19 protein-coding genes are annotated in these 26045 nt (G+C 73.0%); 5 read left to right on the top strand and 14 right to left on the bottom strand.

Features of this window, described 5'->3' with window-relative positions; genetic code table 11:
- Position 1 precedes the first annotated feature (1 nt).
- The 9 genes from Q9R28_RS03970 to aroA all read right to left on the bottom strand — a co-directional run bounded on the left by Q9R28_RS03970 (position 2) and on the right by aroA (position 13138).
- Positions 2-1405 carry an O-acetylhomoserine aminocarboxypropyltransferase/cysteine synthase family protein gene (locus Q9R28_RS03970; RefSeq protein WP_209682256.1) on the bottom strand — a complete coding sequence of 468 codons (1404 nt, stop codon included), beginning with the start codon at positions 1403-1405 and terminating at the stop codon, positions 2-4.
- A gap of 75 nt (positions 1406-1480) precedes the next feature.
- Positions 1481-2083, bottom strand: a complete 603-nt coding sequence (locus tag Q9R28_RS03965; RefSeq protein WP_311205511.1) for an NUDIX domain-containing protein — start codon at positions 2081-2083, stop codon at positions 1481-1483.
- A gap of 195 nt (positions 2084-2278) precedes the next feature.
- Positions 2279-2992 (bottom strand): M50 family metallopeptidase, encoded by a 714-nt coding sequence (locus tag Q9R28_RS03960; protein ID WP_209682263.1) that lies wholly within the window; start codon positions 2990-2992, stop codon positions 2279-2281.
- Positions 2993-3159: 167 nt separating this feature from the next.
- Positions 3160-4998, bottom strand: a complete 1839-nt coding sequence (gene glmS / locus Q9R28_RS03955; protein WP_066654776.1) for a glutamine--fructose-6-phosphate transaminase (isomerizing) — start codon at positions 4996-4998, stop codon at positions 3160-3162.
- Between the two features lie 418 nt (positions 4999-5416).
- Positions 5417-8137: a LuxR family transcriptional regulator gene (locus Q9R28_RS03950; RefSeq protein ID WP_209682268.1), complete on the bottom strand. Its 2721-nt coding sequence runs from the start codon at positions 8135-8137 to the stop codon at positions 5417-5419.
- 526 nt (positions 8138-8663) lie between these two features.
- A complete protein-coding gene (locus tag Q9R28_RS03945) occupies positions 8664-9449 on the bottom strand; it encodes an inositol monophosphatase family protein (protein WP_209682271.1) in 786 nt (261 codons plus the stop codon).
- An 18-nt stretch (positions 9450-9467) separates the two neighbouring features.
- A complete protein-coding gene (locus tag Q9R28_RS03940; protein WP_311205510.1) occupies positions 9468-10610 on the bottom strand; it encodes a hypothetical protein in 1143 nt (380 codons plus the stop codon).
- A gap of 84 nt (positions 10611-10694) precedes the next feature.
- Entirely contained in the window at positions 10695-11753 is a 1059-nt protein-coding gene (rsgA, locus tag Q9R28_RS03935; protein ID WP_209682276.1) for a ribosome small subunit-dependent GTPase A, read from the bottom strand.
- Positions 11750-13138, bottom strand: a complete 1389-nt coding sequence (gene aroA, locus Q9R28_RS03930) for a 3-phosphoshikimate 1-carboxyvinyltransferase (RefSeq protein WP_311205509.1) — start codon at positions 13136-13138, stop codon at positions 11750-11752. Before aroA ends, rsgA begins: the two co-directional genes overlap by 4 nt.
- A 135-nt stretch (positions 13139-13273) precedes the next feature.
- On the opposite strand from aroA, the gene Q9R28_RS03925 reads away from it, so the two are divergent.
- The 3 genes from Q9R28_RS03925 to Q9R28_RS03915 are packed head-to-tail and all read left to right on the top strand — an operon-like array spanning position 13274 to position 14782.
- Positions 13274-14050 (top strand): sigma-70 family RNA polymerase sigma factor, encoded by a 777-nt coding sequence (locus Q9R28_RS03925; RefSeq protein ID WP_066658348.1) that lies wholly within the window; start codon positions 13274-13276, stop codon positions 14048-14050.
- Positions 14047-14289 (top strand): zf-HC2 domain-containing protein, encoded by a 243-nt coding sequence (locus tag Q9R28_RS03920; RefSeq protein WP_066654764.1) that lies wholly within the window; start codon positions 14047-14049, stop codon positions 14287-14289. Before Q9R28_RS03925 ends, Q9R28_RS03920 begins: the two co-directional genes overlap by 4 nt.
- A 52-nt stretch (positions 14290-14341) precedes the next feature.
- Entirely contained in the window at positions 14342-14782 is a 441-nt protein-coding gene (locus Q9R28_RS03915) for a GNAT family N-acetyltransferase (RefSeq protein WP_066654762.1), read from the top strand.
- A 165-nt stretch (positions 14783-14947) separates the two neighbouring features.
- Here the strand turns inward: Q9R28_RS03915 and Q9R28_RS03910 are convergent, their stop codons facing one another.
- A complete protein-coding gene (locus Q9R28_RS03910; protein WP_311205508.1) occupies positions 14948-18694 on the bottom strand; it encodes a multifunctional oxoglutarate decarboxylase/oxoglutarate dehydrogenase thiamine pyrophosphate-binding subunit/dihydrolipoyllysine-residue succinyltransferase subunit in 3747 nt (1248 codons plus the stop codon).
- Between the two features lie 289 nt (positions 18695-18983).
- Here Q9R28_RS03910 and Q9R28_RS03905 point away from each other — a divergent pair, with 289 nt between their 5' ends.
- Entirely contained in the window at positions 18984-20423 is a 1440-nt protein-coding gene (locus Q9R28_RS03905) for a GuaB1 family IMP dehydrogenase-related protein (RefSeq protein WP_311205507.1), read from the top strand.
- A 166-nt stretch (positions 20424-20589) separates the two neighbouring features.
- On the opposite strand, the gene Q9R28_RS03900 is transcribed toward Q9R28_RS03905, so the two are convergent.
- From Q9R28_RS03900 to Q9R28_RS03885, 4 genes are all read right to left on the bottom strand, one after another.
- On the bottom strand, positions 20590-21660 hold the full coding sequence (locus Q9R28_RS03900) for a hemolysin family protein (RefSeq protein WP_066658342.1): 1071 nt from the start codon (positions 21658-21660) through the stop codon (positions 20590-20592).
- A 23-nt stretch (positions 21661-21683) separates the two neighbouring features.
- Positions 21684-23072: a hemolysin family protein gene (locus Q9R28_RS03895; RefSeq protein WP_066654758.1), complete on the bottom strand. Its 1389-nt coding sequence runs from the start codon at positions 23070-23072 to the stop codon at positions 21684-21686.
- A gap of 237 nt (positions 23073-23309) precedes the next feature.
- Positions 23310-24392, bottom strand: coding sequence for an NADH:flavin oxidoreductase/NADH oxidase (locus tag Q9R28_RS03890; RefSeq protein WP_311205506.1), 1083 nt, complete (start codon positions 24390-24392; stop codon positions 23310-23312).
- Positions 24389-25027, bottom strand: coding sequence for an HAD family phosphatase (locus Q9R28_RS03885; protein ID WP_066654754.1), 639 nt, complete (start codon positions 25025-25027; stop codon positions 24389-24391). Before Q9R28_RS03885 ends, Q9R28_RS03890 begins: the two co-directional genes overlap by 4 nt.
- A 24-nt stretch (positions 25028-25051) precedes the next feature.
- Here Q9R28_RS03885 and Q9R28_RS03880 point away from each other — a divergent pair, with 24 nt between their 5' ends.
- Positions 25052-25912 carry an ADP/ATP-dependent (S)-NAD(P)H-hydrate dehydratase gene (locus Q9R28_RS03880; protein ID WP_311205505.1) on the top strand — a complete coding sequence of 287 codons (861 nt, stop codon included), beginning with the start codon at positions 25052-25054 and terminating at the stop codon, positions 25910-25912.
- Positions 25913-26045 lie beyond the last annotated feature (133 nt).

Raw genomic sequence — 26045 nt, 5'->3', positions numbered from 1 at the left:
GTCAGACCTCCTGCCCGACGAGGTGGGCCTGCGGGACGGCGCGTGCGAGGGCCGCGACCTCCGTGGCGGGGGCGGGGCGGGCCTCCCGGCCGTCGCCGTCCCGTCCGGTGGCCGCACGGACCGCCGCCAGGCCGCGCTCCACGTCGGCGAGCAGGTCGGTGACGTCCTCGATGCCGACGGACAGCCGGACCAGGCCGTCGCCGATGCCGAGCTCGGCCCGCTCGGCCGCGGTGCGGCCGGCGTGCGTGGTGGTCGCGGGGTGCAGCACGAGCGAGCGCACGTCACCCAGGTGGGTCATCCGACTGATGAGCTGCACCGCGTCGATGAAGGCGCGGGCGGCCGGCTCGCCACCGGCGAGCGTGAAGGCGAAGACCGAGCCGGCCCCACGGGGCAGGTAGCGCTGGGCGAGGTCGTGGTACGGACTGGAGGCGAGCCCCGCGTGGTCGACGCTCGTCACCTCCGGCTGGCGCTCCAGGAAGGACGCGACGGCCAGCGCGTTCGCGACGTGGCGCTCGACGCGGAGCGACAGCGTCTCGATGCCCTGACGCAGCAGGAAGGCGTTGAAGGGCGACGGCGTCGGACCGATCCGTGACGCGACGACGTCACGCGCGTACACCGCGAAGGCCCGGCTGCCGTGGCGCTCGACGTAGCTCTGCCCGCCGAGGGCGCGGTCCGGCGTCGTGAGGTGGGAGAAGCGTTCCGGCGTGCGGCCCCAGTCGAAGGTCCCGCCGTCGACGACGAGCCCGCCGAGGCCGGCACCGTGCCCGGAGAGGAACTTCGACGCGGAGTGCACCACGACGTCGGCGCCGTGCTCGACCGGGCGCACCAGGTACGGCGTCGCCAGGGTGTTGTCCACGACGAGCGGTACACCCGCCCGGTGTGCGGTGTCGGCGACCCCGGCGATGTCGAGGACGTCGTTCTTCGGGTTGGGGATCGTCTCGGCGAAGAAGAGCTTCGTGTTCGGTCGGACCGCGCGGGCCCACGCGTCGAGGTCGCGCTGGTCCGCGACGAAGTCGACCTCGATGCCGAGGCGCGCCAGGTTCTGCAGGAGCAGGCCCTTCGTGCCCTCGTAGATGCTCCGGGCGCTCACGACGTGGTCGCCCGCCTGCAGGAGCCCGAGGAGCGCCACCGTCACCGCCGCCTGGCCGCTGCCGACGAGGATCGCCTCGGCGCTCCGTTCGAGCAGTGCGACGCGGCGCTCGACGTCGGCGTTCGTCGGGTTGCCCAGCCGTGTGTAGGTGTACCCGTCGTCGGCACCGGCGAAGCGCTCGCGGGCCTGCTCGAAGTCGTCGAAGAGGAAGCCCGAGGTCATGTGGATCGCGGGGACCCGCGCTCCGTGTGCGGTGTCGGGCAGGAACCCGCCGTGCACCTGCTCGGTGGCGAAGCCGTGGCCGTCGTTCGACATGGGGTCCTCCTGGCGTGTCCGTCGTGCGGGTACTCTCGCAGGCCGGACGGGCCGGTGGGGCATTGCGGCGTCGGGTTACGGGCCGGCGGTGCCACCCCGAGCGGGAGCGGCCGTGCTCACGTCTGCGTCTGTGTCTGTGTCTGTGTCTGTGTCTGTGTCTGCTCCGGCGAGCAGTGCGGCGAGGCGTCGGGGGAGTCCCGGGGCGGTCGGATCCGGGAGCCTGTCGACCGGGAACCACCGGACGTCCTCGCTCTCGTGGCTCACCGTCGTCCGGGTGGATGGGTCCGCCGTGGCGACGAAGCCGACGTCCCAGTGCGCCGCGCAGGAGAAGCCGCCGTGCAGGTCGTGGCGGTCCAGGTCGGCCACGACGCCGTCGTCGAGCTCGAGACCGACGATGCCGGACTCCTCGCGGGCCTCGCGCCGAGCCGCCCCGGCCAGGTCGGCGTCCTGCGGCTCGAGGTGTCCGCCGAACTGCACCCAGAACCGGCCCTTGCGGTGCAGGCAGAGCAGGACGCGGGACCGGTCGGGCGAGAACACGAAGCACGACGCCGTCAGGTGCTCCGTGCCGAGGGAACGGTCGAGTGCAGCGTCCCCGGTGCTGCGGACGAACCCGACGAACCGCTCGCGGTCGGGCGACGGCGCGTCGGTGAGCGCGGCGAGGGCATCGGCGGGGCGCATCCGACGATCGTGGCACGGCGGACGGGTACGTGTACGCGACGAGACGCGTGTCGATCGACGCGTGGGACGTCGGTTCGTGCGCCGGCATCGTGTGCGTGTGCATCGTTCGACATCGCACCGGTCGATCGACGCGTGCGATGTCGCAGGAGCGCGGCCGGGCTGCCGACGCCGGCCCGCCGACACCTCGGGCCCGGGTCAGAACAGTGCGCGCACCCCGGCGGCGACGGTGTCCCACGTGGCGAGGAGCGGCTCCCGGGCGAGCCACACCGCCACACCGTTCACCGCCACGAAGAACACGAACCACAGCACGGCCGGCACCCGCATCTCGGCGGCGGCGATGTGGAAGTCCGTCTGCACCCGGGCGCCGGTCAGCAGCCAGCGGGCGACGTGCACGAGGGACCGCAGACCGTCCACCACGAACGCGGTGCCGACCGCGGCGACGACGAGCACGGTGGCCTCCGACGGCCGGACCGCCACCCACAGCGCGAGCGCGTCGAAGCCGAGCACGACGAGCAGGCCGAACCAGTTCCGCACGAACGCCAGGGCCACCAGGCCGACGACGGCGAGCACCACCACGGGGAGCCACCGCGACCCCTGGAGCACCCCGGAGACGAGCAGCACCCCGGCCCAGAGCGGCGCGCTGTACCCGGCGAAGAGGTTGAGGACCCGGACCAGCCAGCGGATCGCCGCCGGCACGCGCCCGAGTCGGACCCAGGCCTCGCCGGAGCCGTCGGCGTGCAGGTCGATCCGGTCGATGCGTCCGCCGAACGGCACCACGACGACGCAGTGGCCGACCTCGTGCACGATGGTGGCCGCGATCCGGGCGACCCGGCCGACCAGGGGCACGACGGGCAGGACGGCGCCGACCAGGACGGCGACGAACACGAGGGGCGGGGCTGCTGCGGTCAAGACGCCAGGATGGCAGCACCCACCCAGAGGACGCTGACCGCGCGGGCCGTCGGGTCAGTGGACGGCGTCCACGACGACGAGCACCACCACGACGACCGTCGCGACGACCGCGAGGCCGGTCAGGACGACGAGGAACACCGTCACCCGGTTGCGCTGCACGTGCCTGGCTACTCGACCGTCACCGACCTCGCGGCGGCGCGGGGCTTGTCCACCGCGCAACCGAGCTGCAGCGCGAGTTCACGCGCCAGCATCTGCAGGGGCACGACCGCCTCGACCGGACCCCAGGGTGCGAGCGACCGTCCCCAGGCCAGGTCGGTGGCCTCCGCGCGGTCGGCGATCGCCGGTACGTCGGAGCCCGCACCGCCGATCGTGACGACGAGGCCGCCGCGGGCCCGGACCTCGGCGACGGCGGAGGCGATGCGCGGGTCCCCGTGGTCGACCACCACGACCGGGGTGCCGTCGTCGACGAGCGCGAGCGGACCGTGCTTGAGCTCACCGACGGGGCAGGACCGTGCCCACCGGTAGGCGAGCTCCTCCACCTTCAGCGCACCCTCGGCTGCGTAGGGCAGCCCGGGCCCGCGGCCGACGAACAGGAACCCGGGCGCGTCCCGGACCGTCGCGGCCAGGAGCGGGATGCGCTCGGCTGCGACCGCGGCGGCGGCCGCCATCCGCTCGGGCAGTCCGGAGAGCTCGTCGACCAGGGCTGCGGCGCGGGTCGGCTCGAGCCGGCCCGAGGCGACCAGTGCCGACAGGACCGCGGTCACGCCGACGACCACCTGCGCCGTGAAGGTCTTCGTCGCGGCGAGCCCGACCTCGGGGCCGGTGTGGCAGGCGAGCACCGCGTCGGCTCGGCGGGCGAGGGACGAGTGCACGTCGTCCGTCAGCGCCAGGACCGGGTACCGGTCGTCGAGCCGGTCGAGCGCCCGGAGGACGTCCGCGGTCTCCCCGGACTGGCTGATGGCGACGACGAGGGTGCCGCGACCGAGGACGGCGTGGTCCACCTCGCTCGCGACGACGATGTCGGTGGGCACGCCGCCGAGGGTGCGCGCGGTGCCGGCGACGACCTGGCCGGCGTGCAGCGACGTCCCGCAGGCCACCACGGCGAGCCGATCGAACGCCGGCAGCCCGAGCCCCGTCCAGGTGCTGCCGTCCGCCGTGCGCTGCCGGACGCGCTCGAGCAGGTCGGCGACGACCCGGGGCTGTTCGGCGATCTCCTTGGCCGTGTGGTCCGGGTGGTCGCCGAGGTCGACGTCGAGCGCGGTCGTGGCGAACGGGGACGGGGTGGGGAAGGGCACGGGCACGGCGATGCCCTCCGACGACCAGCTCCACGCCTCGCCGAGCTCGACGACGTCGCCGTCCCGGAGCGGCACGAAGGTCTCGCACCACCGGGCGATGGTGCCGACGTCGCTCGCGACGAAGTCACCCCGTGCCGAGCGTGCGACGACGAGGGGCGACCGGTTCGCGGCGGCGACCATGCGGCCGTCCCGGGCGTCGAGCACGACGATCGCCCAGGAGCCCCGCAGTTGCGCGGTCGCGATCTGCACCGCGAGCACGAGGTCGGGATCGACGCGGAGTGCACGCTCGACCAGGTGCCCGATGACCTCGGAGTCGACCTCGGACCGGAACACGTGCCCCTGCTGCTCGAGCGTCGCCCGCAACCGTCCCGCGTTCTCGACGGTCCCGTTGTGCACGACGCTGATCCGGCCGGAGCAGTCGGCGTGCGGGTGCGCGTTCTCCTCGCGCACCGTCCCGCAGGTCGCCCAGCGGGTGTGCCCGATGCCGAGCCCGGTCGAGGCGTCCTCTGCCGGTACTGCGGCCGCCCGTGCAGCGAGGTCCGCCCGCAGGTCCGCGACGCGGGACACCGACCGGACCGTGGCGATCCGACCGGCGGCGGTCCGCACCGCGACGCCGACGGAGTCGTACCCCCGGTACTCCAGCCGTTCGAGACCGTCGAGCAGGAAGGGGGTCACGTCGTCGCTGACGCGCGCCGCGATGATGCCGCACATACGGTGTCCGTTCGGGTGGTGGACCGGCCCGGTGCCGGGGAGCGGCACCGACCGCCGCCGGGTCTGCCGCGGGTCCGGGTCCGTCGCCCGGCCGATCCACCCGCGGATCAGGCGGGGGCGGACCGGGAGGGTCGGCGGTTCGGGTACCGGACGGTCGTGATCCGCGGACGGGCCCTTCCGGGAAGGGCACGACGGTCGGTGCACCACGAGCCTCGCCCGGCGGGTCCGCCGGGACAACACCGCGCAGCGGCTCTTGCGGTTCACCGCGCGAGCGGTGCGACCCGACGTGTCGTCGGTGCGGACTCCCGCAAGCCGGCTCGCGGTCCGACGTCGGGCGTGACGGACGGGAGGCCCGGTACCAGCTGGTACCGGGCCTCCCGTCCGTCGAGCGGTCGCCCTGCGTCCGCGGGTCGCGCGATCAGGTGAGCAGCGCGACGAGGTGCGAGCGCGAGCGCGCACCGACCTTCCGGTAGATCTGCGTCAGGCGCAGCTCCACGGTGCGCTGGGACATGAACAGCGACGAGGCGATCTCGCGGTTGCGGTAGCCCTCGGTCACCTTCTGCACCACGGCGCGCTCCTCCGCGGTCAGCTGGGTGAGCACCACCGACGCGTCCGGGGCGCTCCGCGGTGACCCGGGGACCGGGGCGGACAGCACCGGTCCGGACCGCAGCGACGTCGGCACGCCGAAGGCCGGCATGACCGCCGTCGGCGCGGGCGTCGCCAGCGGTCGTCGCAGACCGGCCGCCTCGTACGCGGCCGCGGCGGCGGCGCCGAGGCGGGGCCGCTCGGCGTCCGTGCCCACCGCCGTCAGGGCGGCGAAGGTGCGAGCGCGCTCGTACTGCGAGTCGTGCGGCTGGAACAGCTCGAGGGCTCGTCGACGCGCCGACTCACGGGTGGCGTCGTCGGCGACGAGCGCCAGGCTGCGGGCCAGCACGAGCGCGCCCCAGCGGGACGGCCGGGCGTGGTGGTCGGCCGCGAGCCGGGCCGTCGCGTTCCGGGCGTCGTCGATCCGGCCGAGGCGCACGTAGCCCTCGACCAGGTCGCCGAGGTGCCGCAGCACGGTCGGGTTGCGCAGCGACCGGCCGACGGCGTCCGCCGCCTCGAGGGCGGTCACCGCCTCGTCGACACGACCGTCGAGCAGCAGCACACGCCCGCGGAGTGCGTGCAGCCGGGCCGTGGTGCCCCAGAGCAGCACCGTGGAGCGGAGCGCCAGGCACCGGTCCACCACCTCGAGCGCCTCGAGCGAACGACCCTCGGCGAAGTGGCGCCACGCGACCGCGACCGCCCGCGACGGCTCGCGGAGCCGTTGCGCGGACAGGGCGCTCCCGGCCTCCCAGGCGTCGATCGCGCGGAGGGCCTGCCGGAAGTTGCCGGAGCGCAGCTCGTTCTCGGCGGACAGGTAGCGGGCTCCCTCGACCCACACGGCCTCGGTGTCCTGCCCGCGGGCGACGACGAGCGCGAAGACGCGACGTGCGCTCCGGTACCGCTCGGCGAGGCTCAGCGCGTGTGCCACGAGCAGGAGTGCCGGTTCGGACATCGCCATCAGCCGCGCCGTCGAGAGTCCGTCGTAGAGCTCCGTGTCGGCGGGCAGCGAACCGTCGAGCGCAGCGACGAGGCACTGCACGGCGCCGGCGATCTCCGCGGTGTGCGGGGTGATCACCGGACCGAGCTGCTCGACCCGGGCGAGCAGGTCGCGGGCCTGCTCGAGGTCCCACGTCTCCGCCCGGAAGCTCGCGACCATCGCCAGGAGCCCGGCGGTCGCGGGGGCTTCGGGTGCCTCCGCGTCCACGGGCACGAGGAGCTCGTCCGCGTGCACGGTCTCGCCGCGCAGGTACTGCACGGAGTACAGGACCCGCAGGCGCCGGACCTCGTCCGACCCGCGCCGGAACGGGCGCATCGCGGTGAGGTAGCGCGCGGCGAGCCCGAGCTGACGCTGTGCGAACAGCGCCTCGGTGACGGCGAGCAGTGCCGTCCGCTCGTCCTCACCGCCCGAGCCGACGTGCAGGGCACGCTCGGCCAGGGCGACCGCGGCGTGCGGTGCCCCGTCGGCGACGTAGCCCGCGGCGGCGTCGAGCAGCGCGACCACGTCGGGGACGTCGTCGACGAAGCTCCGGTGCCACGCGGCGGCGCGCTCGTCCGCCTCGGCGCTCGCCACGGCGAGCTCACGGTGCAGCGTGCGCCGGGTGCGTGCGGACATCCGCCAGTACAGCGCCGACCGCAGCAGCGGGTCGCGGACCGTGACGGTCTGGCCGCGCACGACGACGAGCCCGGCGTCGGCGAGGTCGTCGACGGCGTCGCGGTCCCATCCGGTCGTCCTGGCGACCGGCACGAGGGACAGCCGGGCGAGGACGTCCAGACCACGTCCCGCGTCGTCGGTGTCGGTGTCGGTGTCGGCGGCACCCTCGACCACGTCGAGGGTCAGCGCCGCGATGGCCTCGGTCGTGGCGGTCGGGCGCAACGGCAGCACGAGCGGCTCGGTGCCGGTCAGCTGGGCGGTCGAGAGCATGTCGAACTGCTCGCGGAGCGCACCGGGGTTGCCGCCCGTCGCATCGGCGAGGATCGCGAGGACGCCGTCGTTCGCGCCCTCCGGTGCCATCGACCGGGCCAGCGCGAGGGACACGTCGGCGGCCAGCGGCTCGAGCCGCAGCACGGGGAGGGCCGTGAGCGGCCCGTCCGACGGCACGGTCCGGACCGTTGCGACCAGGCGCAGTGCCGTGCCGGCGAGCCGACCCGCCAGGAACGCGATGAGCTCCTGGCTCTCGCGGTCCATCCGGTCGAGGTCGTCGATCAGGACGACCGTCGGCGGCAGGGTCAGGGTCTGCACGGCCTCGAGGAAGTCGTGCGCGGCGGCGAGCCCGCTCGTCGCGCCACCGGCCTGCAGCAGGTGCGCGATGTGGGCGGTCGCCCGCGGATCGTCGAGTGCGGTGAACAGGGAGGTCACGCCGGCCAGGGGCCAGCGGGACTCGCTCCCGTTGACACCGACCCGCACGACGGGGAGGGAGACGCGGTCAGCGACCGCGTCGAGGACGCTGCTGCGCCCGGAACCAGGGTCGCCGACGACGACCATCGCGGACTCACGAGGGAGTACAGCGAGGGTCGCGATCCGGTCGACCTCGAGACGGCGACCGGTGAGTGCCATGACTCACCGGCCTCCGGGTCCGGGGACGGAGACTGCGGTGGGCGTCCGGTCGGCAGCGCGGCGGGAGACCACGGCGACGGACGGGATCCGGTCGGCGTCACGGGCAGGGACCGTGGCGACGGACGGACGCGAGGCGGCGACGGAGCGCACACCAGGGCTGTCGGTGAGATGACGCGGACGACGAGTGAGGGTGCACTCGGTTCCGCCTGGGAACGATGAAGTCATCGTCTGGACCACCCCTCGGGTCAGGGTTTTCGGACGAGTAATGGACGACGGACCCGACACGGTCCGGGTCTAGGGAACCCGGTGCGTCCGATCAGTCGTGAGCACGATAACCCGCCCATCGGACGCCACCGAAGTGCTCGTCAGCAGAGTGTCCGACTCGCCTGGCCCCAGTCCGGGGGGTCCCTGCCCCCGTCCGGGGGTCCGGCACCGTCGGCGGGGCCGCGCGCAGGGGACAAGCGGGGTACACCGCGGCGCAGCGCCCGCCCTGCCCCGGTGCCGCCCCTGTCGGGACGACCAGGGGCTACGGACGCCGGATGACGTCCACGACGGCGTCGTGCACGTGCCCGTTCGTGGCGAGGGCGCTGCCGTGCCACGGGCCCGGGTCGCCGTCGAGAGAGGTGAAGCGGCCGCCCGCCTCCTCGACGATCGGCACGAGGGCCGCGATGTCCCACGGCTTGAGGTCGGGTTCGCCCGCGACGTCGAGGACCCCCTCGGCGACGAGCATGTACGACCACATGTCGCCGTACGCCCGGGTGCGCCAGACCTTGCGGGACAGGGTGACGAGGGCGTCGAGCCGGTCGTCCTCGTCCCACTGCTGGATGCTGTTGTAGCTGAGGCTCGCCTCGGACAGCGCCGTGACGCCGGAGACCCGCAGGGGTCCGTCGGTCGAGTGCGCGCCGAGCCCCTCCGCGGCCCACCAGCGCTTGCCGAGCGCCGGGGCGCTGACGACGCCGAGCACCGGGCGGCCGTCGACGGCGAGGGCGATGAGGGTCGCCCAGACCGGCACGCCCCGCAGGTAGTTCGCGGTGCCGTCGATCGGGTCGACCACCCACTGCCGGTGCCCCTCGCTCAGGGCATCGGCGCCGGTGTCCGCCGTCGTCTCCTCGCCCAGGAACGCGTCGTCCGGGCGCTCGGCCGCCAGGCGCTCGCGCAGGGCACGCTCGACCGCCTGGTCGGCGTCGGTGACGTGCGTGCTGTCGGCCTTCGTCGTGACGTGCAGGTCGGCGGCGCGGAACCGCTCGAGGCTGATCGCGTCGGCGGTGTCGGCGAGGGAGCGGGCGAAGTCCAGGTCGGCGCTGAGGTCCACGGAGGTCAGGCTAGCGCCCTAGGCCGCGACGACCTGCTCCTCCTCGTAGCGCGACACCGCGCGCTCGCGGGCGATGCGGGTCCGGCGTGCGGCGAGCCCGTGCACGAGGACACCGAGCAGCACCGCGACGACCAGCCACAGCACGAGCACGACCACCGACCGGGTCAGCGACGCTCCGGGGAAGTACACGAGGTCCTGCGCGGCGCCGAGCCAGGCCGCGCCGCTCCAGAACGTGTTGAGCGCCGCGAAGAAGCCGGGCTGGAACGACGGCTGGAAGATCCCGCCGGAGCTCGTGAAGTTGAGCATCACGAAGAGCATCGTCAGGATCGGGGTGGTCCACCGCCCGAGCAGCGGGTGCAGCCCGACGCCGAGGGCGACGATGACGGCGTCGTAGAGCCACGCGAACAGGAAGACCTGCCAGCGGTGGTCCGGGATGACGCCGTACAGCGGTCCGGCGACCAGGACACCGATGCCGGCGACGACCCCGGCGGTGACGGCGCCGACGGCGACCGTCCAGAGCGCGCGGAGCTTCGCGGCCGCCGCGGCGACGGCGATCGCCGAGGCGTACCCGCCGACGCTCAGGCCGACGAGCAGGAAGAAGAGTCCCTGGCCGGTCGGGTCCTCGTCACCGGTGGGCACGACGTCGTGCACGGTGAACGGCAGGTGCTGCTCGTACGCGATCGGCAGGAAGACCTTCTGTGCTGCGGTCGCGGTGGTCTCGCTCGCGGCCGTGGAGACGTAGAGCACGGCGCCGTCCGTCCCCGGGGCGTACACGGCGGCGAGGTCGCGGTCCCGGACCTGCTGTTCGGCCTCGGCCGTCGAGTCGACGACGTGCGCGACCAGCCGGCCGTCGGAGCCGTCGGTGACGGTCTGGGCGAACACCTGGGCCTCCGGGCCCTGGCCGACGATCCCGACCGGGAGCTCGTGCGGGGTCGGAGCGTGGAACGCGCCGAGGTAGGCGAGGCTCATCCCGACCGCCAGGAACAGCGGCACGAGGATGTGCGACCCGAAGGACCGCAGCGACCGTCCGAGGTGTTCGGGGTGCAGGACCGCCGCCATCGCCGCCGTGGGGCGGTCGGCTCGCGACGGGTGCTCCGCCGCGTGGTCACCGTGGTGGACCGGTTCGGGTCTGGCTGTGTTGTGTTCTGCAACTTCGGGCACGAGGGGCAACGGTACACCCGCGCCGCACGCGACGGTCACCACGCACGCGACGGTCCCCACGCGCGGGACGACCCCCGCCTCGGGTCAGTCCGCGCCGGGGTCGTCCGCACCCATGCCGGTGAGCAGGGCGCGGAAGGAGTCGAGCCGCTCGACGCCGGTCGCCCCGAGCTCCCCGTCGTGCACGCGGTCGACGATCTCCCAGTCGTGCGCCTGCGCGAGCGGGATGCCGTCGGCGGGCTCGCGCACCGGGACGGCGTGCGCCGCGAAGGCCCGGAAGACGTTCTCCGGCTGCACGTGCCCGAGCCCGAACGACCGGACGCCGGGGGTGTCGATGATCCACCCACCGTCACGGACGCGCAGCGCGATCGAGGACGACGAGGTGTGCCGCCCGCGACCGGTGACCGCGTTGACCACGCCGGTCGCGCGGGTCGAGCCGGTGATGGCGTTCACGAGCGTCGACTTGCCGACGCCGGAGTGCCCGACCGTGACGGTCACCGTGTCGTCGAGCACCTCGTGCAGGGCGTCGAACGGCACGTCGTCCGACCGGCTCGTGACGATCCGGAGGTCCAGGCAGGCGAAGTGCGCCAGGAACGGTGCCGGGTCGGCCAGGTCGGTCTTCGTGATGCAGAGCACCGGGTCCAGGCCGGCGTCGAACGCCGCGACGAGGTACCGGTCGATGAGTCGCGGCCGCGGCTCGGGGTCTGCCGCCGCGACGACGATCAGCATCTGGTCGGCGTTCGCGACGATCACGCGCTCGACCTCGTCGCTGTCGTCCGCGCTCCGTCGGAGCAGGGTCGACCGCTCGGCGACCTTGACGATCCGCGCGAGCGAACCGGCGTCGCCCGAGACGTCCCCGGCGAGCGACACGCGGTCGCCGGTCACGACCGACTTCTTGCCGAGCTCCCGGGCCTTCGTCGCCGTGATCACCCGCTCGTCGTCCTGGCCGGCCGACACCAGCACGCCGAAGCGCCCGCGGTCGACGTTCGTCACCCAGCCGGTCGGGGCGTCGTCGTAGTTCGGACGGGTCTTCGTGCGGGGCCGGTTGCCCTTCGGGTTCGGCCGGATCCGCACCTTCGACTCGTACTGTCCGTACGGCTCGTCCTCGTCGGTGTCGTCCCCGTCGACGTCGTCCCACCAGCTCACGGCGTCACGCTCCCGTCCCGGTGGCCCGCAGCCTGGTCCGCACCGGTCGCCACCAGGTCCGCCCAGAGCTCGGGGAACTGCGGCAGCGTCTTCGCCGTGCAGCCGACGTCGTCGACGGCGACGCCGTCGACGACGAGACCGACGAGGGCGCCCGCGGTCGCCATCCGGTGGTCGTCGTACGCGGCCCAGCCACCGCCGTGGAGGCGGGCGGGCGTGATCCGCAGGCCGTCGTCGAGTTCCTGCACCGAGCCTCCCGACCGGTTCACGTCCGCCGCGAGCGCGGCGAGGCGGTCCGTCTCGTGGCCACGCAGGTGGCCGATCCCGGTGATCTCGCTCGGCCCGTCGGCCAGGGCCGACAGCGCGACGAGCGCCGGTGCGAGTTCGCCGCCGCGGGACAGGTCGAGCGTCACACCCGGCAGGGAGGCTCCACTGGCCACCCCGACGCCGCCGTCGAAGACGAGGTCGTCGCCGTCCCGCGTGACGGTCGCGCCCCACAGGGGCAGGAGCGTCTCGAGGTCGGCACCGACCTGCGTGGTGTCGGTCGGCCAGGTGCGGATCCGGACGGTGCCGCCCGCGACGAGCGCAGCCGCCGCGAACGGCGCGGCGTTCGACAGGTCGGGCTCGATGACGACGTCGCGCGCCGCGATCGGGCCCGGGTGCACCACCCACTCGCCGACGGTCGGCTGGTCCACGCGGACACCTCGAGCGCGGAGCGCCGCGACGGTCATGTCGATGTGCGGCAGGCTCGGCAGCCGCTCGCCGACGTGGGTGAGGTGCAGGCCCTCGTCGAAGCGGGGCGCCGACAGCAGCAGCCCGGACACGAACTGCGACGACGCCGATGCGTCGATCTCGAGACGGCCCCCGCGGACCGATCCGGTGCCGGTGAACGAGAACGGCATCGCGCCGTCGCCGTCGTCCGTCACGTCGACCCCGAGGTCCGCGAGGGCGCGGATGATCGCGCCCATCGGTCGCCTCCGCGCGTACGGGTCGCCGTCGACCGTCACGGGGCCGGTCGCCAGCGCGGCGAGCGGCGGCAGGAAGCGCATCACGGTGCCGGCCAGCCCGCAGTCGACGGCGACGTCGCCGTGCATCGGCGCGGGTGTGATCCGGAGGTCCGGCCCGTACGGGTTCGGAGCCGTGCCGTCCGCGGGGACGACCTCGTCGATCCCGACGCCGAGCTGCCGGAGCGCGGCGACCATCAGGGCGGAGTCGCGCGAGTGCAGGGGGAGCCGGATGGTCGAGGGGCCGTCGGCCAGCGCCGCGAGGACCAGCTCCCGGTTCGTCAGCGACTTCGACCCGGGCAGGGCGACGTCGCCGCGCAGGGGTCCGCGGGCGAGGGGTGCGATCCAGGGATCGGGCTGCTGGGAATGCGTCGACTGGGCCATCGGTTCACCAGGGTACTGAACACCGCGGGAGGACCATTGGCGACAGCGACACTCGAACGGTCACGGAGGGCACTGCCGACCGTGCGGACGACGATCGACGGCTCGCTCGGCGGGCTCGGCCTAGACTCGTCCGTGATGACGACCGACGAACCGCAGGCAGCACCGCACGACCTGGTCGAGGAGACCGAGGCGCAGCTCGACGCGGTGTCCGAGGAAGCGGACGCCCTCGAGCCCGAGGCCGAACCGGCGGACGAGAAGACCGTGTCCGAGGCCGAACTGCGCTCCCTGTTCGAGGACCAGGCGCTCCCGTTCATGGACCAGCTCTACGGCGCCGCGATGCGGATGACCCGCAACCCGGCCGACGCGTCGGACCTGGTGCAGGAGACCTTCGTCAAGGCGTACGCGGCGTTCCGGCAGTTCCGTCAGGGCACGAACCTCAAGGCGTGGCTCTACCGGATCCTCACGAACACGTTCATCAACACGTACCGCAAGAACCAGCGGAACCCGTACCAGGGCACGATCGACGAGCTCGAGGACTGGCAGCTCGGCGGCGCCGAGAGCGTCACGCAGTCCGTCTCGGCGCGCTCCGCCGAGGCCGACGCGATCGACCACCTGCCGTCCTCGGCCGTGAAGGACGCGCTCCAGTCGATCCCCGAGGACTTCCGGATGGCCGTGTACTTCGCGGACGTCGAGGGCTTCTCCTACCAGGAGATCGCCGACATCATGAAGACCCCCGTGGGGACGGTCATGAGCCGTCTCCACCGTGGACGCCGGCTCCTCCGCGGGCTCCTGGCGGACCACGCACGCGAGACCGGCATCGTCCCGGACGCAGCGTCGACGGCGACGATGCGCGGGCGGGGCCGGAAGACGACTGCGGCCGCTGGTCGCACCGACGGGAAGGACGCACGATGAGCGGCTGCGACTGCTCGAAGGCCAAGGCCGAGCTCGAGGAGTTCCTGCACGACGAGCTCTGCCGCGAGGACGCCGCGGACATCCGCGAGCACATGGAGTCCTGCGAGGACTGCACGAGCGAGCACCGCGTGGGCGTCGTCCTCATGGAGACGGTGAAGCGCGCCTGCGCCGAGACCGCGCCGGACCAGCTCCGGACCGAGATCCTCGCGCGCATCCGCGTGGAGCAGGCGACGCACTAGGCGCGACCGTCCGCGGTCGTCACACGTCGCCGGCGCTGGGTAGGGTCGCCCCATGACCCTCACCGCCGAGTCGATCACCACCTGGTCCGACACGGACGTCGCCGACGTCACCGCCCTCGTCCGTCTGCTCGGGCACGTCGTCGACGAGTCCGCGATGCGCGCACGGCTGGAACGGCTCGTGCCCGAGGCCGGACACCGCACGTGGCTGGTCCGTGGCGACGACGGCCGAGCGGTCGCCGTGGCGGGTGCGCAGGTCACGTGGTCGTACGCGAGCGACGAGCCCACCGCGCAGCTCCTGCTGCTGGTGGTCGACCCGTCGGCCCGGAGGCTCGGGACCGGTTCCGCGCTCATCGACACGTTCGAGACGTGGGCGAGTGAGCAGGGGGCGCACCGGCTGAGCGCCGTGTCCGCCGCCGCCACGGACAGCGCGCACCGGTTCTACCAGAAGCGCGGGTACCACGAGGCCGGGGTCCGCTACACGAAGCTGAAGTAGCGTCGGACAGCCCCTGGCGCTGCACGTCGGTGCTGCTGCGTGCCGCGTGCGGCTGCCGCTGCTGCCGCCGCCGTCGGTGCGTCTGCGTGCCCGGGAGATGCGCCCCCTGACGAACGATGCGCCCCGTCTCCACGGGGCGCATCGTTCGTCAGGGGCCGCGGCGGGTCAGCCGAGTGCCTTGCGGACGACGTCGGCGGCCTCACCCGCGGAGCGCTTCGACGAGCCCGTCGCCGGTGCGGCACTCGCCGGGCGCGAGGCCACGGAGAGCGGTCGACCGTCGAGGTGCGGGGACAGGTTCATGCACACGAACGGCCAGGCGCCCTGGTTCTCCGGCTCCTCCTGTGCCCAGACGACCTCGGCCTGCGGGTAGCCCGCGAGCACCCGGAGCAGCTCGTCGAGGGGGAGCGGCGCGAGCTGCTCCAACCGGACGAGGGCGACGTCGGTCGCGCCGGACTTGTCGAGCTCGGCGCGGAGGTCGTGGTGCACCTTGCCCGAGTGCAGCACGACGCGGCGCACCGTGGCCTTGTCGGTCACGCGGTCGTCGTCGAGCACCTCGTGGAAGGAGCCGTTCGTGAAGGCCTCGACCGGGCTCGTCGCCTGGCGGAGGCGGAGCATGGCCTTCGGCGTGAAGACGACGAGCGGCTTCTGCGGGCGCTCCCACGCCTGGCGACGGAGCAGGTGGAACCACGACGCCGGCGTCGAGGGACGCGCGACGATCATGTTGTCCTCGGCGCAGAGCTGCAGGTACCGCTCGATGCGCGCCGAGGAGTGGTCCGGCCCCTGACCCTCGTAGCCGTGGGGGAGCAGGAGCACCAGACCGGAGCGCTGTCCCCACTTCTGCTCGGCGGACGAGATGAACTCGTCGATGACGGTCTGCGCGCCGTTCGCGAAGTCGCCGAACTGCGCCTCCCACAGCACGAGGGCCTCGGGACGTTCGACCGAGTAGCCGTACTCGAACGCCATCGCCGCGTACTCGCTGAGCAGCGAGTCGTAGATGTACAGGCGGGCCTGGTCCTCGGCGACGTTGGCGAGCGGCAGCCACTCCTGCCCGTTCACCCGGTCGTGGAAGACCGCCTGGCGCTGCACGAAGGTGCCGCGTCGGGCGTCCTGGCCGGCGAGCCGGACGGGCTTGCCCTCGACCAGCACCGACCCGATCGCCATGAGTTCCGCCATCGCCCAGTCGATGCCGCCGGAGCGGGTCATCTCGGTGCGCTTCGTGAGGAGCTGCTGCAGCTTCGGGTGGATCGAGAAGCCGGCGGGCGGGTTGCTGTGCGCGTCGCCGATGGCCCGGACGAGTTCCTCGGAGATCGCCGTCTCGTGCACCTCGACCTCGGCGTCGTCACGCTGGGCCGTCGGACGCTCGAGACCGTCCACGGCGCCGTCGTCGTCCGTCGTGATGACGGGCATCGTGCCGGTCTGCGCCTCGTGGGTCTCGGCGAAGGCGCGCTCGAGGCGGTCCTGGAAGTCGCGGTGCGCCTCGTCGTACTCCTCCTGCGTGATGTCGCCGCGACCGACGAGGGCCTCGGTGTACAGGGTGCGGACGGAGCGCTTCGCCTCGATGAGGTTGTACATGAGCGGCTGGGTCATCGAGGGGTCGTCGCCCTCGTTGTGGCCGCGGCGGCGGTAGCAGACCAGGTCGATCACGACATCACGGTGGAACTCCTCGCGGTACGCGAAGGCGAGCTCGGCGACGCGGGCCACGGCCTCGGGGTCGTCCCCGTTGACGTGGAAGATCGGCGCCTGGATCGTCTTCGCCACGTCGGTGGAGTACACCGAGCTGCGCGCGGACTCCGGGGGCGTGGTGAACCCGACCTGGTTGTTGATGACGAGGTGCACCGTGCCACCCGTGCGGTAGCCGCGGAGCTGCGACATCTGCAGCGTCTCGACGACGACGCCCTGGCCGGCCATGGCCGCGTCGCCGTGCACGAGCACCGGCAGCACGCCGAAGGTGCCGGGCGGGGTGCGGTCCTGCTTGGCGCGCACGATGCCCTCGAGCACGCCGTCGACGGCCTCGAGGTGTGACGGGTTCGCGGCGATCGTGACGGGGATGCTCGAGCCGTCCGACGCGCGGAAGACGCCCTCGGTGCCGACGTGGTACTTCACGTCGCCGGAGCCCTGACCGGACACGGAACCCGGGAGCGACGACCCCTCGAACTCGCGGAAGATCTGCCCGTAGGTCTTGCCGGCGATGTTCGTCAGCACGTTGAGGCGGCCGCGGTGGGCCATGCCGATGGCGACCTCGTCGAGGCCGGCGCCCGCCGCGTGCTGGATGAGGGTGTCGAGGAACGCGATGGTCGACTCGCCGCCCTCGAGCGAGAAGCGCTTCTGGCCGACGTACTTCGTCTGCAGGAAGGTCTCGAACGCCTCGGCCTCGTTGAGCTTGCCGAGGACGCGGAGCTGCTCGTCCTTCGACGGCTTCGAGTACGGCACCTCGATGTGGCCCTGCACCCAGCGGCGCTGTTCCGGGTCCTGGATGTGCATGTACTCGACACCGACGGTGCGGCAGTAGGCGTCGCGCAGGATGCCGAGCACGTCGCGCAGGGGTGCCGTCGTGGTGCCGGCGAGGCCGCCCGTGACGAACTCGCGGTCGAGGTCCCAGAACGTCAGCCCGTGGTTCTCGAGCTCGAGGTCGGGGTGGGTGCGCTGCCGGTACTCGAGCGGGTCGATGTCGGCCATCAGGTGCCCGCGCACGCGGAAGCTGTTGATGAGCTCCTGCACGCGCGACGTCTTGTTGACGCGGTGGGCCAGGTCGACGTTGATGTCGTTCGCCCACTGGATGGGCTTGTAGGGGATGCGCAGCGCCGAGAAGATGCCCTCGTAGAACCCGTGCTCGCCGATGAGTCGCTCGTGCACCTTCTTGAGGTACTCGCCCGAGCCGGCGCCCTGGATGACCCGGTGGTCGTAGGTGCTCGTCAGCGTGATCGTCTTGCCGACGCCGAGCTCGACCAGGGTCTTCGTCGCGGAGCCCTGGAACTGCGCCGGGTACTCGAGCGCACCGGCGCCGATGATCGAGCCCTGGCCCTTCGTCAGGCGCGGGACCGAGTGCACGGTGCCGATGCCGCCCGGGTTGGTGAGCGAGATCGTCGTGCCCTGGAAGTCGGCCGGCGTGAGCTTGTTGTCGCGGGCGCGCTTGACGAGGTCTTCGTACGCGGCGAGGAACTGGCCGAAGGTGAGGGTCTCGGCGCGCTTGATGCTCGGGACGAGGAGCGAGCGGGTGCCGTCCTTCTTCGGGACGTCGATCGCGATGCCGAGGTTCACGTGCGCGGGCTCCACCACGAAGGGCTTGCCGTCGCGCTCCTCGTAGAACACGTTCTGGCTCGGGAAGTCCTTCAGTGCCTGCACCATCGCCCACCCGATCAGGTGGGTGAAGGAGATCTTGCCGCCCCGGGCCCGGCGGAGGTGGTTGTTGATGACGATGCGGTTGTCGATCATCAGCTTCGCCGGGATCGTCCGGACGCTGGTCGCGGTCGGGACCGTGAGCGAGGCGTCCATGTTCGAGGCCAGCGTCTTCGCCATGCCCCGGAGCGGGGTCGCCACGTCCTCGTGGGTCTCCTCGTGGTCGTCGGCCTCGTCGTTGGCCTCGGCCGGGATCGGCTGCGGGGTGGGCTGGCGCGAGGTCGTCTTCGCCTGGATCGGACCGGCGGGCTTCGCCTCGCCCGGGGCGTCACCCGTGGCGGGCTGCTGCGTGGTCGACTGCGACGAGGACTGCGCGGGGGCGGGTGCGCTGGGCGCCGAGCCGGCGGCGGACTCGCCCCCGGTCTGCGAGCGGTGGTAGCTCTCGAGCACGGGCCACCACGACTTGTCGACGGACTCCTTGTCGGCGACGAACTGCTCGTAGAGCTCGTCGACCAGCCACTCGTTCGCCCCGAATTCGCCCGCGGTCTCGTCCGTACCCGTCAGATGGCTCGACACAGCCGATCGCCCACTCTCCGTCGATAGATGCTCGTGTGTGTCGTGCGAGGCAACCCTGCTCCGCACTGGCCGCCAGCCTAGCCGTTCCGCGCCGACCGTTCGGTGACCGTCGGACGCGCGCCGCGCCTCCCGGCCGTGCTCGCGCGTGTCGGGACGGGGGCCGCCCGCCGGACCGGTGGACCCGACGACGGGTGTCGCGTAGCAGGGGTCCTGCTCCGGCGTCGACGGTGCGCCGGGGAGACCTCCCGCACGCGTGTCCGCGCGGCTGCGGAGCCGTACAGTGGCACCCATGAGGTTCTACGAGACGCGGCCGACGCACGACCTGACCTACTCCGACGTCTTCCTCGTGCCGAGTCGGTCCGGGGTGACGAGCCGCTTCGACGTGGACCTCGCCACGAACGACGGCACGGGCGCCACGATCCCGATCGTCAGCGCGAACATGAACTCGGTGACCGGCCCGCGGCTCGCCGCGACCCTCGCCCGCCGCGGTGGGCTCGGTGTGCTGCCGCAGGACATGCACCTGCAGGACCTCGACGCCGCGATCCGCTGGGTCAAGGAGCAGCCGGTCGACTTCGACACCGCCTACGACATGCGCGCCGACACCACCGTCGCCGAGGCGCTCGAGCAGCTGCTGCCGGTGGCAGGTCGCGGGGTCGTGGTCCGCGACGGGGCGGGGGAGTACCTCGGCTGCGTGCCCGCCGCCCGGCTCGGCACCGCGGGTGCGGACGCGACGATCGGTGACCTGCTGCACGGACCCTCGACGGCCATCGACGCCGACGACGCCGGTACCCCGCGGCACGTGTACGACGTGCTCTCCGCCGCCGAGGTCGACTTCGCGCCCGTGGTCCGGCACGGCAGGGTCGTCGGCACCACGAGCCAGACCAGCGCGATCCGCTCCGACATCTACACGCCCGCCGTCGACGGGGACGGTCGCCTGCGGGTCGCCGCCGCGGTCGGCATCAACGGCGACGTCGCCGCGAAGGCGAAGGCCCTCGCCGCCGCCGGGGTCGACGTGCTCGTGCTCGACACCGCGCACGGCCACCAGGAGGGCATGCTCCGCGCGCTCCGCACGGTCTCGGCGCTGGGTCTCGGCCTGCCGATCGTCGCCGGCAACGTCGTCACCGCCGACGCCGTCGCGCACCTCGTCGACGCCGGTGCGACGATCATCAAGGTCGGCGTCGGACCGGGCGCGATGTGCACGACGCGCATGATGACGGCCGTCGGTCGCCCGCAGTTCTCCGCCGTGCTCGAGACCGCCGCGGCCGCCCGGTCGCTCGGCGCACACGTCTGGGCCGACGGCGGCGTCCGCTACCCGCGCGACGTGGCACTCGCCCTGGCCGCCGGAGCCTCCGCCGTCATGATCGGTTCGTGGTTCGCCGGCACGCTCGAGGCGCCCGGCGTGCTCCGTCGCGACGCCGCGGGCAAGGCCTACAAGGAGAGCTGGGGCATGGCGTCGGCGAAGGCCGTGCGGGAGCGCTTCGAGCGCCTCGACCCGTACGAGCGGGCCCGCAAGGCGCTCTTCGCCGAGGGCATCTCGTGGTCGACGATCTACCTCGACCCGGAGCGGCCGAGCGTCGAGGACCTGCTCGACATGATCACCACCGGCATCCGCAGCTCGGCGACGTACGCGGGCGCGTCCTCGTTGACCGAGTTCGCCGAGCGGGCGCTCGTCGGCATCCAGTCGGCCGCCGGCTACGAGGAGGGCAAGCCGCTCCCCGTGAGCTGGTAGCGGCGCGGGGTGGTCGGCCGCTGGCCCGAGTCTCGGCTCCACGGACAGTTTCGCGGTCCCACCGCCCCGAACGTGTCCGCCTGGCCGAGTCTCGACCAGGACCGACAGGCGGACGGGAGGCGCGGTGCCAGCTGGCACCGCGCCTCCCGTCCGTCGTCCGGTGCGGTCAGCGCCGCCGGGTCGCGTCCTCGACGGTGCCCACCAGTTCCTCGAGGATGTCCTCGAGGAACAGCACACCGATCGTGCGCCCCTCGGCGTCGAACGCCCGCGCCACGTGACGGCCTGCCGCACGCATGGTCGCGAGGGCGTCCTCGAGGTCCATGTCCGTGTACAGGGAGATGAGCTGCCGGATCCGCTTCGGGGGCACCGGCACGTCGAACTCGTCCGGACGCAGGTCGATGACGTCCTTGACGTGCACGTAGCCCGTCGGGTCGCCGTCGTCGCCGACGAGCACGTACCGCGAGAAGCCACGCTGGGCGACCGCGCGCTCGACGTCCTCGGGCGTGGCGTCCTCGGGGAGGGTGACCAGGTCGGACATCGGCACCGCGACGTCCTTGACCTTCTTCTCCGTGAACTCGAACGCCATCGCGAGCTTGCCGTCGTCCGTCAGGGTGCCCTCGCGGCGGGACTGCTCGACGATCGTCTGGACCTCCTCCACGGTGAACGCGCTGACGGCCTCGTCCTTCGGCTCGACCTTGAACAGACGGAGCACGGCGTTCGCGGTCTCGTTCAGGCCGACGATCACCCAGTGCAGGGCGTGGCCGATGTACCAGAGCGTCGGGACGAGCAGCAGTGCGGCCCGGTCGGGCATCGAGAACGAGATGTTCTTCGGCACCATCTCGCCGAACACGACGTGCAGGAAGGACACGAGCAGCAGCGTGAAGACGAACGCCACGGTGCCGATCACCTCGACGCTCCAGCCGGTCAGTCCGAGCGGGACCTCGAGCAGGTGGTGGATGGCCGGCTCGGACACGTTGAGGATGAGGAGCGAGCAGACCGTGATGCCGAGCTGCGTGGTGGCGAGCATGCGCGTGGCGTGCTCCATCGCGGCGAGCGTCGTCTGGGCGGCCTTCGACCCGGCCTCGGCGCGCGGCTCGATCTGCGAGCGGCGGGCGGAGATCACGGCGAACTCGGCGGCGACGAAGTACGCGTTGCCGAGCAGCAGGACGACGAGCCAGAAGATGCCCCACCAGTCGGAGCCGCTCGACGCGGACTCTCCGGCGGCGAGGACGACCATGCCGTCGTGGACGGACGCGGCGCTCATCGGGAGCCCTCCTTCGTGGCGGGGATGATGATCCCGGTGGCCGGGCGCTGCGCGGTCGCGGTGCTGCCGGTGGTCGGGACGGGATCGGGGTGCGTCGGGGTCCAGCGGACGCGGTCGACACGACGACCGTCCAACCGCTCGACGCGGAAGACGCCGTCGTCGAGCGCGACCTCGTCACCGACGGCGGGCAGGCGTCCGAGGGAGGACATGATGAACCCGCCCACGGTCTCGTACGGACCGTCCTCGGGGACCGTCACGCCGGCGCGGTCCTCGAGCTCGTCGGGACGCAGGAGTCCGGGGAAGGTCAACCAGTTCCGGGAGCGCACGACGTCGATGCGTGCGCGGTCGTGCTCGTCGGACACCTCGCCGACGATCTCCTCGACGAGGTCCTCGAGCGTGACGACACCGGCGGTGCCGCCGTACTCGTCGACGACGATCACCATCTGGTAGCCGCGGCTCCGGACCTCGGCGAGCAGGGTGTCGCCGGGCATGGTCTCGGGCACGCGCTCGGCCTCGGTCATCAGGGCGCCGACCGGCACCTCGGGGCGCTTCTCGCGCGGGACGGCGACGGCCTGCTTCACGTGCACGATGCCGACGACGTCGTCCGCGTCCTCCTCGATCACGGGGAAGCGGCTGAAGCCGGTGCGGCGCGCGAGCGCGATGACGTCGTCCGCCGACTCCGAGACCCGGATGGTCGACAGCCGCGGGCGCGGGGTCATCACGTCGCTCGCGTCGAGCTCGGAGAACGCGATGGTGCGCTGGAGCAGCGTCGCCGTGTCCTGCTCGAGCGAGCCCTCCGACGCCGAGCGGCGGAGGAGCGAGCTGAGCTCCTCGGCGCTGCGGGCTCCGGACAGCTCCTCCTGGGGCTCGATGCCCATCGACCGGAGGACGGCGTTCGCGGTGCCGTTGAGCAGGGCGACCGCGGGCTTGAACACGGTGGTGAAGGCGACCTGCAGCGGCACGACGAGCCGCGCGGTCTGGAGCGGCAGCGCGAGCGCGAAGTTCTTCGGCACGAGCTCGCCGAGGATCATCGACAGCAGCGTCGCGATGACGAGCGCCACGATCGAGCCGACGGTCTCGACGAGTGCCTCTGGCAGCTGCATCGCGAGGAACGGCGCCTCGAGCAGCGTCGCGATCGAGGGTTCGAGCAGGTAGCCGGTCAGCAGGGTCGTCAGCGTGATGCCGAGCTGCGCGCTCGACAGGTGCGTCGACGTGACCTTCAGCGCTGCGATGACGGGCGCCAGGCCGGACTCGCCGCGGTCGCGCCGGGCCTCGACCTCGGCGCGGTCGAGGTTCACGAGCGCGAACTCCGAGGCGACGAAGACACCGGTACCGAGGGTCAGCAGGATGCCGCCGACCAGCATGACGATGTCGAGGGGACTCATTCTCCACCTCCCGACGCACGGGAAGCGGGGCTGCTCACCGAGTGAGCGCCGGATGAGTGGGAAGGCGAAACGGAATTCGGAGGATCGTCCACAGTGAGAGTCATGGTAGCGGGTGCGCAGCGTCGGAGCCGAGAGGACGTACAGGGAGCGCGCCGTGCCTCCCGGCCCGCACGCCGCGCGCCCCCGGCCGGTGTCGGTGACCGGTCGTGAGGCGCGCGGTGCGCTGGGTGCGCCGGCCTACGCCGTGACGCGCGCGCGGTGGTACTGCTGCGGCTCGTAGTCGATCGCCACGCCGAGCTCGGCGGCGGCGCGCAGGGCGAAGGACGGGTCGCGGAGGAACTCGCGGCCGACCATGACGACGTCGGCCTGGCCGGTGGCGACGACCTGCTCGGCCTGGAAGGCGGTGGAGATCATGCCGACGGCGATGGTGCCGATGCCGGCCTCGCGCTTGACCGTCTCCGCGAAGGGCACCTGGTAGCCGGGCCCGACCGGGATCGGGGCCTTCGCGACGTTGCCGCCGGTGGAGACGTCGGCCAGGTCGGCGCCGTGCTCGGCAGCCCAGCGGGCGACCTGCACGGTGTCCTCCACTGTGAGTCCGCCGTCGACCCAGTCGGTGGCCGAGAAGCGGACGACCACGGGGAAGCCCTCGCCGACCTCGGCGCGGACGGCGTCGATCGTCTCGAGCAGGGCGCGGGCGCGGTTCTCGAGCGAGCCGCCGTAGGCGTCGGTGCGGTGGTTGCTCAGCGGCGAGAGGAACTGGTGGAGGAGGTACCCGTGCGCCGCGTGCAGCTCGACCAGGTCGAAGCCGGCCTCGACCGCGCGGCGAGCGGCCGCGGCGAACGCGAGCGCCACGACGCGGATGTCCTCGGTCTCGAGCTCGCGCGGCACCGCGTAGCCGTCGAAGGCCACGGCCGACGGAGCGACCGTCGCCCAGCCGCCCTCGGCCTCCGGCACGCTGCCCGAGGCCTCGGACCAGGGGCGGTGGGTCGATGCCTTGCGCCCGGCGTGTGCGAGCTGGATGCCGGCGGCGGCGCCCTGCGCGTGCAGGAAGTCGACGATCGGCCGGAAGGCGTCGCGCTGCTCGTCGTTCCACAGGCCGACGTCCTGCGGGCTGATCCGACCCTCGGGCACGACGCCGGCGGCCTCGACGACGACGGCGCCCGCGCCGCCCTTGGCGAACCCGCCGAGGTGCACGAGGTGCCACGGGGTCGGGACGCCGTCCTGCTGCTCGACCGAGTACTGGCACATCGGGGAGACCCAGAGCCGGTTGCGGACGGTCAGGTCGCGGATGGTGATCGGTTCGAACAGGGCGTGCGTCACGCGGGTGCTCCTTCGTCGGTCCGTGCCGCCAGGTCCTGCAGGAAGGTCCGCAGTCCGGCCGGCGACGTGAAGTGGTGGCCGACCGCCCCGATCGCGTCTGCACCGGCGGCGTTCTCGGCCCTGTTGTCGACGAACACCATCTGCTCGGGCGTGATTCCCAGGCGCTCGCACGTCGTGCGGTAGACGGATGCGTCCGGCTTGAGGACGTGCTCCTCGGCACTGACCACGACCGTCTCGAACACCGAGCCCATCGGCGACCAGCGGTACGGGTCGCCGAAGTCGCGCCCGGCGTTGGACAGCAGGGCGAGCCGGGTCCCGGCGGCGTGCAGCTCCTCGACGATCGCCAGCGCCTCGGGGTCCACTTCGAACCAGCCCGTGAAGTCGACCGCCCAGAAGCGGTGGATCTCGGTGAGGCTCCACCGCCGGCCGGTCCGCGCCGCGATCGCGCGCCAGTACTCGAGCACCGTGAGGTCGCCCCGGTCGAGGTCGTGTCGCAGCTCCTGGTACACCGGCAGCAGCTCGTCCGCGGGTACGCCGGTCATAGCGACGAGGGCGTCCCACGCGCCGTGCGGTGTCCGGCTGATCACCTCGCCGTAGTCGAAGACCACCACGCGACCGGGCAGGAACAGGCTCATGCGCTCCACCGTAACGTGGCGGTCGTGAACGACTTCGCCTCCTTCGCCCCGACCGACGCCGCTGCCTGGACCACCGCTCCGCACGGCGAGTCGACCAAGTACCGCCGGGGTGTGCTCGGCGTCGCGACCGGCTCCGACCGGTACCCGGGGGCGGCGGTGATGGGCGTCGACGCAGCGGTGCACACCGGCGTCGGGATGGTCCGCTACGTCGGACCGGACCGTGCCACCGACCACGTGCTCGCCCGCCGTCCGGAGGTCGTCTCGGGTGTCGGTCGCGTGCAGGCGTGGCTCGTCGGCTCCGGGATCTCCGCGGACTCGCTCGACGAGCTCGACCCGTCCACCGCCGACGCGTTCCGGCACGCCTCGGACGACGGCGTGCCGGTGGTCGTCGACGCCGGGGCGATCTCGCTGGTCGACCTCGGACCGCTGGCGGTGCTGACGCCGCACGCGGGGGAGCTCGCCCCGGTGCTCGAGACCTCACGCGAGGCCGTCGAGCGTGATCCGGCGACGGCTGCGGTGCGCGCGGCGGAACGGACCGGCAGCGTCGTCCTCCTCAAGGGCTCGGACACGCACGTGGCGACACCGGACGGGTCGGTCCGGCTCGTGGCGTCGTCGGCCACGCCGTGGCTCGCGGCGGCCGGCGCGGGGGACGTGCTCGGCGGGGTGCTCGGGGCGCTCGTCGCCGCACGGCAGGGCGCTGCGGAGGCGTCCGGTGCGTCGCTGTCCCCGTCGGACCTGGCGCACCTGGCCGCGACCGCCGCGGTCGTGCACGGCGTGGCGGCCCGGCGGGCGTCGCGTGGTGGTCCGTTCACGATGACGGCCCTGATCGAGCAGCTGAGCGGCGTGGTCCGGGACCTGGTCGTCGACGGCGACGCGCGGGGGTAGCGCGCGCGGCCGGGCAAATGGGGGCGCGGGTGCCGGGCGCAGGCGGGCCGGCGTGCGACATCGCGCCCGTCGATCGACGCGTGCGGTGTCGCAGGATGCGTTCGCATCCGATGCGGGCGCACGGTCCGACGTG

It is taken from the genome of Curtobacterium sp. BRD11, from assembly GCF_031844345.1.
In the GTDB taxonomy this organism is placed as follows: domain Bacteria; phylum Actinomycetota; class Actinomycetes; order Actinomycetales; family Microbacteriaceae; genus Curtobacterium.
The sequence above is the reverse complement of the archived record's forward strand: the minus strand, read 5'-3'. Positions and strand labels throughout refer to the sequence as shown.